Origin of the sequence: Phormidium sp. FACHB-1136 (assembly GCF_014697375.1) — a bacterium.
Lineage (GTDB): Bacteria > Cyanobacteriota > Cyanobacteriia > Phormidesmidales > Phormidesmidaceae > Nodosilinea.
On record NZ_JACJRS010000140.1, the window covers coordinates 1 to 9,895 of the forward strand.

The 9,895-nt window shown below is 52.5% G+C and carries 11 protein-coding genes and 1 pseudogene; 7 read left to right on the forward strand and 5 right to left on the reverse strand.

Annotated elements, in window-relative coordinates; genetic code table 11:
- Nucleotides 1–269: 269 nt before the first annotated feature.
- A complete protein-coding gene (locus H6G62_RS24435) occupies nucleotides 270–560 on the forward strand; it encodes a hypothetical protein (protein WP_190500074.1) in 291 nt (96 codons plus the stop codon).
- Nucleotides 560–1,129 carry a hypothetical protein gene (locus H6G62_RS24440; protein ID WP_190500076.1) on the forward strand — a complete coding sequence of 190 codons (570 nt, stop codon included), beginning with the start codon at nucleotides 560–562 and terminating at the stop codon, nucleotides 1,127–1,129. The genes H6G62_RS24435 and H6G62_RS24440 overlap by 1 nt, the downstream gene beginning before the upstream one ends.
- A 124-nt stretch (nucleotides 1,130–1,253) precedes the next feature.
- Here the strand turns inward: H6G62_RS24440 and H6G62_RS24445 are convergent, their stop codons facing one another.
- Nucleotides 1,254–1,862, reverse strand: coding sequence for a Uma2 family endonuclease (locus tag H6G62_RS24445; RefSeq protein WP_190500078.1), 609 nt, complete (start codon nucleotides 1,860–1,862; stop codon nucleotides 1,254–1,256).
- Nucleotides 1,863–2,068: 206 nt separating this feature from the next.
- Here H6G62_RS24445 and H6G62_RS24450 point away from each other — a divergent pair, with 206 nt between their 5' ends.
- A complete protein-coding gene (locus H6G62_RS24450; protein WP_190500080.1) occupies nucleotides 2,069–2,221 on the forward strand; it encodes a hypothetical protein in 153 nt (50 codons plus the stop codon).
- A 44-nt stretch (nucleotides 2,222–2,265) separates the two neighbouring features.
- On the opposite strand, the gene H6G62_RS24455 is transcribed toward H6G62_RS24450, so the two are convergent.
- On the reverse strand, nucleotides 2,266–2,595 hold the full coding sequence (locus H6G62_RS24455; RefSeq protein WP_190500082.1) for a transposase: 330 nt from the start codon (nucleotides 2,593–2,595) through the stop codon (nucleotides 2,266–2,268).
- 408 nt (nucleotides 2,596–3,003) lie between these two features.
- A complete protein-coding gene (locus tag H6G62_RS24460; protein WP_190500084.1) occupies nucleotides 3,004–4,791 on the reverse strand; it encodes a CHASE domain-containing protein in 1,788 nt (595 codons plus the stop codon).
- Nucleotides 4,792–5,034: 243 nt separating this feature from the next.
- On the opposite strand from H6G62_RS24460, the gene H6G62_RS24465 reads away from it, so the two are divergent.
- The 4 genes from H6G62_RS24465 (at nucleotide 5,035) to H6G62_RS24480 (ending at nucleotide 8,752) form a co-directional block, all read left to right on the forward strand.
- On the forward strand, nucleotides 5,035–5,712 hold the full coding sequence (locus tag H6G62_RS24465) for a response regulator transcription factor (RefSeq protein WP_190500086.1): 678 nt from the start codon (nucleotides 5,035–5,037) through the stop codon (nucleotides 5,710–5,712).
- A gap of 330 nt (nucleotides 5,713–6,042) precedes the next feature.
- Complete coding sequence (locus H6G62_RS24470; protein ID WP_190500088.1) at nucleotides 6,043–7,056, forward strand: ABC transporter substrate-binding protein; 1,014 nt, start codon at nucleotides 6,043–6,045, stop codon at nucleotides 7,054–7,056.
- Nucleotides 7,057–7,154: 98 nt separating this feature from the next.
- Nucleotides 7,155–7,949, forward strand: a complete 795-nt coding sequence (locus H6G62_RS24475; protein ID WP_199325216.1) for an ABC transporter ATP-binding protein — start codon at nucleotides 7,155–7,157, stop codon at nucleotides 7,947–7,949.
- Nucleotides 7,946–8,752 (forward strand): ABC transporter permease, encoded by an 807-nt coding sequence (locus tag H6G62_RS24480; RefSeq protein WP_190500090.1) that lies wholly within the window; start codon nucleotides 7,946–7,948, stop codon nucleotides 8,750–8,752. Before H6G62_RS24475 ends, H6G62_RS24480 begins: the two co-directional genes overlap by 4 nt.
- A gap of 265 nt (nucleotides 8,753–9,017) precedes the next feature.
- On the opposite strand, the gene H6G62_RS24485 is transcribed toward H6G62_RS24480, so the two are convergent.
- Nucleotides 9,018–9,296 (reverse strand): hypothetical protein, encoded by a 279-nt coding sequence (locus H6G62_RS24485; RefSeq protein WP_190500092.1) that lies wholly within the window; start codon nucleotides 9,294–9,296, stop codon nucleotides 9,018–9,020.
- A gap of 20 nt (nucleotides 9,297–9,316) precedes the next feature.
- Nucleotides 9,317–9,643: pseudogene (locus H6G62_RS24490) on the reverse strand (transposase); the annotation flags it as partial.
- Nucleotides 9,644–9,895: the final 252 nt, after the last annotated feature.

Genomic DNA, 9,895 nt, shown 5'->3' on the forward strand with positions numbered 1-9,895 from the left:
GTTTGAAGATGAAGCGCTACACCGCCGCAATGGACAATAACTTTTTGCTCAAAATCCTGGCAGCCAGTGGGGTGGATAAGGCGTGACAGCCAACCAGAGGGCCACGCTGAGATAAAGACAACCGATTTCGTTGGGAGGCAATCAGCTCAAATATTCGACCATGACGGGGCCGTAGGCCTAAGTCGACGCGCTATAACCTGTTGATTTTTACCCCTTAGCCTATCAATACGAGCACTCGATTAAGATGCGATTACCCTGGGGATAGGGCCTTGCTCGACTTGGTGTATGACTGTCCTTTTGGAGATATAGTCAAATCTGGTGTATGGCAGGGCGACCAACAACTGCTGGCCGTGCGACCCATGCACTGTGCAGGCATGACGGGGCGGCGGCTGAAGCAATACCTGGTACAGGTGCTCGATGAAATCCATCAGCGCTATCCCCAGATTCATCAGTTCGAGGCTGAAATTCGCCTAGAGCCAACCGAATGCCCGATTAAGGGCTGTCCCTTGCGGGGATCTGATCCAACCGCTGGGCCTGAACTGGTGGTGACGGTGACGTGATGACACCCTCAACCTTAGAGACAGCCTTTGATGCCGCCTTGGTTGACCCAGAGACCACGAACCTAGGTCAGCTTTGGCAGGCGATTGAACGATTGGCGACCCTGCACCAGGCCAAGGCAGAAGCCCTATTCGAGCAATGGCAAGCGGTCTATGATCCTGAAGATCCGACGCTGGCCCAAGACTGGCTCAGGGGATTGGTGCGCTCCAGTCAGCAGCTCGACACCGAGGATATGGTTGCGCCGCCAACTCGGCAGCGCATCAAGGCTGAGTCGGTTCACGAGGAAGACTCGGTGGTGGCCACCGTAGACAAGGCCACCCTGCTGGCGATGGTGGATGAAATGGAGGCTGCCCAGCAGGCTATCGTCGCCTACGATGAATCCGTGGGCGCTTGGGTGGAACAGATCTGGGCTTGGTTTGAGGCCCACCCAGAGGCCATCGAATTGCGCCATCTCCAGGCTCAGCTAGACTGGCCCCTGGTGCAGGTTTGGTTAGGGCTGCTGTTGGGTGGTTTTCAGCTAGAACCCGGTGACGGCGAGTTTTACGCTAGGCCCATTTGGGTGGAGAATTGAGATTAATCCTAGATAGTCCAATCGATGAAGGACGTTTTCGATCTGGGGTCAGGACAGGCAACCCTATGAGGGTTGCTGCCGTACTGCGTCCCCTTCGTTCGGGCTTCGCGTTTTTGTTCGTCGTTTAATCCCCGGCGACAAAAATTTGATCTGCCATTAACCTCAAATTTGGAAACCCTGGCGACACCACCTGCTCTCCCCGTCGAAAAAGCTGAGTCCGATACCCCCCCTCCACCAATTGACACACCGTAATCGTCGGCTGCTTGGGGGTGCCAATGTAGCGCCGTCCCCCCAGCCCTCGGTAGTCCACAATCCAATACTCGGCAATGCCCATCGCCTCATAGTCTTCAAACTTGCGGGCATAGTCATCGGGCCAGTTGGTCGAAGTTACCTCCACCACCAGCTTCACCGAACGCCCCAACGTAACCACCGATTTCCGCTCCCACAGAGGCTCATGGGCTAGGGCCGCCCGGTCTACCATCAGCACATCGGGCTTATAGCCTGTCTCAAACCCTAGGGGCTGCACCAGCGCGGTGTTAGGAATGAAATAATTCAGGTCTTCCTGGTCGAGCAGGGCATTCAGTTTGCGGTTCAACAAACCGACCACTTGCTCATGGGGGCCAGTCGGCTGCATCTCAACGATCACCCCATCGTGCAGTTCGTACCGCCCAGTTTCCGGCTTCCATGCCAGAAACTCCTGAAAACTCATGAATTGGGAGACGGCTTGTACCATTACCTTTCACCATTCACCGACTCACCTAGATACCCATCCACCAAAAATAGTCCTTCTGCGCTACAACACTCGCGAGTATGACATGGCAAGCCACCCACGTTGCCTACTCCACCAGGGCTATTCCTGCTATCAGTTTATCAAACGAAAGATGGTGCCTCCTCTGCGGCCAAGGTTCAAGCTATCCTAGCGGCGGGAGTACGGCATTTGTGGACTTAACCGAGGACGGGGAACTCCTACCCTACGAGGCGCTGATCGACTCTGCCACCTATTATCGATTTCCCATCGTCGATCTCTCTGTGCCGCCGTCCCCCGCTGAAATGGTTCGTATGAAGTGGCCCCAAGTGGTTAGACAGTTCTAACCACTCACATTGCCGGACAATGCTCAGATGCTCATGGTCGCGCACTACCAGGGTTTGTCGCTGCTCAGACCGAGTTGTGCCGACCGATGGGCTAAAAAATCGCGTTCCACCTTCAACGGCCCAATCTGGCGATAGAGTTCATTGATTTGGGCTTGATGAGCGGCGGCGACTGGCGGTTTTCGATTACCCTCAAACAGGTCACTGGCACCTTCGAGCAGTTGGCGTTTCCAGGTGTTGATCACCGTGGGGTGCAGACTGTACCCACTGGCCAACTCAGAGACTGTCTTCTCCCCTCGAACTGCATCTAGGGCCACTTTAGCCTTGAAGGCTGGGCTGTATTGCTTGCGTTTGTACTCATGAACTACTCCTATCATTGTTTGAGTCGTTCAGAGCTTAGCTCCCTGTCCAGTTTGAGGGGGCCACTTCAATCCTGTCCTAATTAGCCTTCGGGCTGCAATAAGCTGTTAGTCATCTAAAATACATTAGCTAGATTGCCCCAAAAGCCTTATGGCAAGGGCTTCAGAGAAAGCTAACATGCAATTCAGATGCACATCAGCTTAGGAGCAAGCAGCAATACCTCAAACGGGAATGGTTTGGCCAGATGAGTTGGTTAGCGATCCGTGATACTGAGCAAAAGTAAGCTATTTCGGCTGTTTTACACCATTAATTACTTGACTTCTCTAAAAGACGGTCTTAAGCTTCCCTTCACATTCCTAAATCCCATAATGCTAGGTTACCCCAGTGTTGACGTGTGCTAGGTTGAGCCTGCCATCAATGGGGGATTACTCCAACGGTAGGGTAACGGTAACGGTCGTTCCCTCTCCTTCGATGCTGTCAATGACCCAGTGTCCCCGGTGGATGGTGACACTGGTATTAACCACGGCCAAACCTAAGCCTGTGCCAGGAATATCGCCCACATTGCTGCCTCGGATAAAAGCTTCTTGGATAGCCTGACGTTCGTTGGTGGGGATACCTCGCCCACGATCAGAAACCGTGATCACCATCTGGTCGGCTTGGGTTTGCAGGGTTACGGTAACGGGGCTGGGGGCCGGAGAATATTGAAGCGCATTGGTGACAAGATTCGTCAGCAGCGATCGCACCAGGGCCTTATCCCAAAAGGCTTTGACGGACGGATCTAGCCCTTGAAGGGTGATGCGGGAGGGGGAGCTAGCCTCTAGGTCGGTTAGGATTTGGCGGCAAAACGGCTCTACTGCTACCAGTTCGGGATTAAAGTCTAACTTGCCTACCTCAGAACGGGTTAGGGTCAGCATATCGGTAATTTGTTGGCCCATGCGTTTGGCGGTTCGGCCAATGCGCTGAATGTTGGCCCGCTTTTGGTCTTCGCTCCAGTCTTGGTGGTGCAGTTGCAGCGACTCTGCCGACAGCAAAATGGTGCTCAGGGGAGTGCGCAGTTCGTGGGAGGCCATCGAGAAAAACCTCAGTTTCAGTTCGCTCAGGCGCTTGGCTCCCACCAGCTCCCGGTTCAGGTTGTAGAGCAACGACACTAGACTTCCGGTCAGCAACAGCCCCACCAACAGGGTAATGGCGGTGCCGTAGGCAGGGCTAAAGGTATAGCTGGGCGAGGGTACAAAGCTCACCTGCCATTGACGATTGCCCACAGAAAGGGTGTGGGTGCAGGAGTCGGGTAAGGGGCACAGGGTTTGGGCTACAGCGTGTCGTTGATTGTGGTCTAGGGGCTGCAACGGTGGGGATCCCTGGGTGAGCACTTGCTTTTGTATCGAGTCGTAATAGCCTAAAAATTCTGGGGTAGGGCTGTCCTGGTCGTACTGCATTCCTTGGTCATACAGCACAAAGTCAATGTCGTACTGCAAGTCTTGCAACGACTCTTCCACCACATCGGCAACCCGAAACACCCCCAGCAAAAAGCCCTCAAACTGCTGGCGGCGGCTGGCGAGGTCAGTAGGCAGAGTACCCGATTGGTAGAGCGGCAACAAGACTAAAAAGCCATACTGGTCGCGCTGTTCCTGCACTAGGCGAATGGGACTGGTGGTGGTAACGGTGCCCTGATCGCGGGCGAATTCAATGGCGGTGGTGCGGGCCGGGTTAGAGCGCAGGTCGAAGCCAAAGGCCACCTCGTTGCCTTCTAGGGGAGCAATGTAGGTGACCGGAATGTAGTAGGGCCGTTTGGCGGCGGCCACTAGGGTATAGTCTGGCCCTAACTCGGTAACTTGAAAGCTAGGGTAGCCTTGCTGCTGTATCTGTTGCTCAAAGGCGGATCGATCCGCGTGGGAGACCAGCGGTGCCCACTCTAGGGCCTGAATGCCGGGATAGAGTTGCAGAGATCGTGCCGCGAACCGTTCAAACTCGATCCGACTGACCTGTCCATCGCTGACCTGGTAGTAGTCGCTTAAAAAGGCCAGCACATCGGTATAGCGGTTGAGGCTCCGTTGCAGGGCCGTAGCCAGGTTGTCAATGTGTCGCTGAAACCGACTCTGCTGGGTGGAAATTTGCCAGTGGTTCACAAACAACGCGGCCACCACCGATAACCCGACCCCCACCCCCAGGGTAAGGACGAGCACCAGGGGATGGCTGATCGACAGCTTTGCCATAGTCTTGTTGTGACGCTAGGGGGAGGTGACTCAGCCTCTGTGGGAATCAGCGTTCAGGCCATTGTAAGCCAAGCCTGTGGAGCTAGGTCGAAGGCGAACGCTCCAAGTTAAGCCGAGCATTTTTGGCTCAGGGTGGGGCCGCGTCCATGCCATGGTAATCCTAATTGCAATGGTCAGAGCGATTGTCAACTACGATCATCATGGTGTAGATGGGACAATGACCAAGCCACGGTCCCTTAACCTATGCGAATTCTACTGGTCGAAGACGATAGACAATTGGCCGACTCTCTGGCTGAGGCGTTAACGGCCCAACGCTATGTTGTCGATAGGGCCGAAGATGGCGAAGTCGGCTGGCAATGGGTGCAGGGCACCACCTACGACCTGGTTGTCATGGATATTACCCTGCCCAGGCTGGATGGCATCGGCTTGTGCCAACGCCTGCGTGATCAGGGCTACAGCAACCCCATTCTCATGCTCACCGCTCGTGATACTAGCTTCGACAAGGTCATGGGCTTAGACGCTGGGGCCGATGCCTACATGGTCAAACCCTTTGACCTACAAGAACTACTAGCTCAAATTCGGGCTTTGCTACGGCGAGGAAGCAGCACCCCTACCCCCGTATTGCGCTGGGGCGACCTCAGCCTTAACCCCAGCAGCTACGAAGTCCACTATCTCCGCACTCCCATTCACCTTACTCCCAAAGAATTTGCCCTACTTGAGGCCCTGCTGCGCCACGGGCGGCGGGTCTTAAGTCGAGCCACCATTGCCGAAAGCTTGTGGACTTGGCAAGAAGCCCCCAGCGACGACACCATCAAAACCTACATCAAGAATCTGCGGGCCAAACTTAAGGCCGCCGGTGCCCCAAAAACATTCATCGAAACCGTTCATGGCTTGGGCTATCGGCTCATGGATGACGCCTAAAGCCGTCCTATTGCCCCTGGTAGCCAACGGGCGAGGAAACCACATGCCTGGAGGTTTCTGGTTAGGACTCGGTGTTCCCTCACTCGGATTGGGTAGAACTCGATGCCGACAAGCCCAATTCAAAACCTTCAAGCCGTAAGTTAGGAAGTCTTAATAATCTCCCCGATTCCTTCACTATTTATCCCTAAAAACCTCCCAGTTTGCCCTGTACTTTGATCTCCCAAGTTGTAGCGATTAGGGAGCCCAAAAGGGGCTTCTTTAAAACAGAAAACTAACTTTCTGTAGCCTTTGATACATTTTAGCCTACTTTCTTGAAAATGTGGAGGGACTATGGGTATACGGCGGCGGCATTTGCTTCAGATTGGGGTTGGGGCGGGCTTGGCGGTAGCGGCCCACGCCTGTGCTCAGCCGAATCAAACGGCTCAGAACGGTGGCAGCAGCGAAACACCGGGCAAAATTATGATGGGCTTTTGGCCAGTAGCCTCGGGCTTGCCCTTGTTTGTAGCAGTGGAAAAAGGCTACTTTCAGGAAGCTGGGTTAGAGGTAGAAGCCGTTCGGTTTGCGAACCCTAACCAGGTTGCCGAGGCATTAATTGCGGGTCGCCTCCAGGGCACGGGGAATGGTGTTGCCAGTGGAGTTTTAGGACTCGCTGAAATTACTTCCCCAGGGTTATTTAGAATTTTAACCGCTAACCCCAGCAATGTAGACTACGCCCTTGATCAGGTGATTGTCGGGAAAAATACAGGCATTCAATCGATTCAAGATTTGAAGGGAAAATCTTTTGCGACGGGGCCTGGTGCTCAAAATTTAGCCATCGCCGAAGCGATTTTGCGAGCCGCCGGGGTCGAGCAACCCCAGGTGCAGCAGTTAGAGATTAGCCAGCACGTTGCCGCCATTGAGTCGGGCCAAATTGATGCCGCCTATACCCTAGAACCAACTGGCACCGTGGGCACCCTCAAGGGCATTACCCGCGTTCTAGAAAATGGGGTGGTTTCTAAGTATATTTTGGGTGATCCGCAAGCGCCCTGGTTTGGCGGATCGGCGGTTCTTAGCAGCAAATTTATTGAACAGTACCCCGAAACCAGCGCTCTCTATGCAGAAGCCTACCGTCGGGCCGTGCAAGATATTCGCGATAACCCTGACGAAGCGCGTCAATATCTGGTCGGCTACACCGCCATTGAAGGAGAACTGGTGGATAAAGTACCGTTGGTGGGCTACACCATGTACGACGAATTTTCGCCAGAGGATATTGCCTACTTCCAGAAGTTCTTCGACTTTATGACCGAGCAAGAAATCTTTTCACGTTCGGTGGATGTAGCGGCTTTACTATACAAACCTGCCTAAGGAAGTCGGCAAAATCGTGTGTTGGATGCGTTAGCTTCGACCGTGACGCATCCAACACTTACACATTAACCTGTGCCCTACTCAGTCGGATTTCACCCATGATGCTAGATCAGCCTAGGCCCCAGACCGTTGCACCACCGGAGCATTTTATTTCTATCAAAGGACTATGCAAGTCCTTTGGTGATGCGGTTCTCTACGAAAACTTTGATCTGGATTTGCCCCGCAATCAATTAGTTTCTGTGTTTGGCCCTAATGGGTGTGGAAAATCGACCCTCATTAATATGATTAGTGGTCTCACCCCCTTTGATAGCGGTGAAATTTTAATTCACGACAAACCGATTCGACGGGCACGTATTGGCTATGTCTTCCAAAACTACCGAGAAGCCATGCTGCCCTGGCTTAGTGCCTACGACAATATTGCCTATCCTTTGCGGGTGAGAGGGGTGCCAGAGGATGAGTGTCGTGAGCGCGTAGCTACTCTAATTAGTACCTTCAACATTAACCTAGATCTCAAGCGCTATCCCTATAGCTTTTCGGGAGGGCAACAGCAACTTATTTCAATTTTGCGGGCGTTGGTCGCCGAACCGGAAGTGCTGTTTCTAGATGAACCGTTCTCAGCCCTAGATTTTGAAACAACTCTATTTGTGCGTGATAAGCTCCAGGAAATTTTTCTGACCACGCAAATTCCCATGTTTATGGTAGTCCATAACCTGGAAGAGGCCGTTTTTTTGGCTGATACCATCTTGCTGCTCAGTAAACGGCCTACCCATCTCGTTGAAATGGTGCCTTTTGATGCCCCGCGCCCTCGCACTCTCGACACCCTTTCCTCTAAACCATTTGTTGAAGTTAGTCGCCACTGTTTAGACATTTTTCGTCAGGAGATGCGTAAATGACTACTGCCCTATCAACGCCTAAATCTCAGGTTAAATCTCGTTCCTGGCGTCCATGGATTGATCGGCTACTGCCCCTGGTAGGGGTATTAGTGTTGTTTGGTCTGTGGTGGTTTGTAGCCATTTCGGGTTGGGTTAACCCAGTGCTACTGCCCACGCCCTGGACTACACTCAGCACCCTGCTAACGGCTTTGACCACTGGCACCATGATGACCGATCTGGTCGCTAGTGTGGGAAGAACTTTTAGCGCCTTTTTGCTCGCAGCAATTGTTGGAGTTCCCCTAGGAGTCTTACTAGGCAGTTCCGAGAAACTTTACCGCAGTGTTGAGTTTTTGATTGATTTCTTTCGATCTACTCCTGCCAGTGCTCTAATTCCCATGTTTATTTTGTTTTTTGGAATTAGTAATCTGTCTAAGATTATTATTGCGGCATTTAGTGCATTTTTGCTGATTGTATTCAACAGTGCCTACGGAGTAATGCACGCTAAACAATCACGCATTTTAGCGGCAAAAGTCATGGGAGCCAATCCTTGGCAAATCTTTAAAGATGTATTACTAATGGAGAGCTTACCTCAAACCTTCATCGGTCTTCGGAGTGGTATCAGCATTGCTCTAGTGATTGTAATTGTGGCTGAAATGTTTATCGGTACCGAGGAGGGCCTAGGAAAGCGAATCATCGACGCTCAGCAAATTCTGAATGTCAAGGATATGTATGCATCCATTTTGATTACGGGATTGTTAGGCTACACGCTTAATGTGATGTTTCTACTAGTTGAAAAGCGCCTCATTCACTGGAGTGGTAAGTAAGGCTATTGGCAATGAAGACGAGTAACGGAGGCGGGGCAGCTACAGGACTCGCAGTACTTTCCCACCGGTAGAGTCTCCCCTAATTCAGGCCTGTTATTTGCTGCCACCGTCGGTACTCCGTCCGCAGCAGTTGCAATGTGGCTTAGTTTTAGCAGCGGAAAATTTTGGTCGTTAAGACTAAAACTCTTATACAGCATTGGGTCTAGCTGTCAAAGCCGTCTGAACTGACTCAGGCTACAACCGACATTCCGCAGGTTGACAGGGGTTAATTTAGGAGGTAGTAGCGGCAGGCCGGAAAGCCCATGAGGCGAATGATTTTGCAGCGTTCATCCGAGAGGTTGCTGACCTGCTGGGATGAGCCGATAGAGACCAAGTGAATGGCCTGAAACTTCTGCAAAATCCAGCGAAAGGTGGGCGTGCGGGTGGGGTGTTGCTTTTGGTCGAGCACGGTATCATTGGCTTGGGCGAGTTGCGCTCTGAGTTGGCGCTGGCCGAGACTGTAGACCAGCAGGGTCAAGGCCATGATGAGGGGAGATATAGTCAAATCTGGTGTATGGCAGGAAATCAAGCGGCGTCCTGCTGTTGAGTTAACTCGGTGTTGTCATCAACCCGAATACCATCGTTGAACTTAACGCCTTCAATCACATCGACCAGGGATTTAAAGCCTCGAATTCTGAGCCAGCTTTTCTGGGCACTTTCGACCAACTTGAACACCAGTGCCAGGATGGTGTCCTTGGAGACACCGCCTCGGGTCTGGTCGGTTCTGAGTCGCATGGTGGCAAAGGTGGACTCAATCGGATGGGTAGTGCGAATATGCGCCCAATGCTCAGCGGGGAAATCGAAGCAGGTCAGCAGCACATCTCGGTCTTTGACCAGACAGGTGACGGCCTGACTACCTGACACATCTTTATGCCGCCTCCCAGGGGGGCAATTGACATCGTATGGACTGGATCCTAGAGAACCAGATGCGGTCATAGTCGGCCCTAAAGTAGCGAAGCTGCGATTTGGGGCAATTTAGTTTTTATGAACTATATCCGCCTTTCTAGCGCCAAGTTGCTATCTCATAGTCTTGATTTGAGTCTCAGGGGCCAAGAAGTGCTTGGCCTAAATTCGGCCTGAATTGAGATGTTGTAGTACGCCTGA

What these genes read in the sequence shown, in the direction of transcription:
- H6G62_RS24440 (WP_190500076.1), top strand. Translation starts at nt 560, where the DNA reads ATGACACCCTCAACCTTAGAGACAGCCTTTGATGCCGCCTTGGTTGAC.
- H6G62_RS24445 (WP_190500078.1), bottom strand. Translation starts at nt 1,862, where the DNA reads ATGGTACAAGCCGTCTCCCAATTCATGAGTTTTCAGGAGTTTCTGGCA.
- H6G62_RS24455 (WP_190500082.1), bottom strand. Translation starts at nt 2,595, where the DNA reads ATGATAGGAGTAGTTCATGAGTACAAACGCAAGCAATACAGCCCAGCC.
- H6G62_RS24460 (WP_190500084.1), bottom strand. Translation starts at nt 4,791, where the DNA reads ATGGCAAAGCTGTCGATCAGCCATCCCCTGGTGCTCGTCCTTACCCTG.
- H6G62_RS24465 (WP_190500086.1), top strand. Translation starts at nt 5,035, where the DNA reads ATGCGAATTCTACTGGTCGAAGACGATAGACAATTGGCCGACTCTCTG.
- H6G62_RS24470 (WP_190500088.1), top strand. Translation starts at nt 6,043, where the DNA reads ATGGGTATACGGCGGCGGCATTTGCTTCAGATTGGGGTTGGGGCGGGC.
- H6G62_RS24475 (WP_199325216.1), top strand. Translation starts at nt 7,155, where the DNA reads ATGATGCTAGATCAGCCTAGGCCCCAGACCGTTGCACCACCGGAGCAT.
- H6G62_RS24480 (WP_190500090.1), top strand. Translation starts at nt 7,946, where the DNA reads ATGACTACTGCCCTATCAACGCCTAAATCTCAGGTTAAATCTCGTTCC.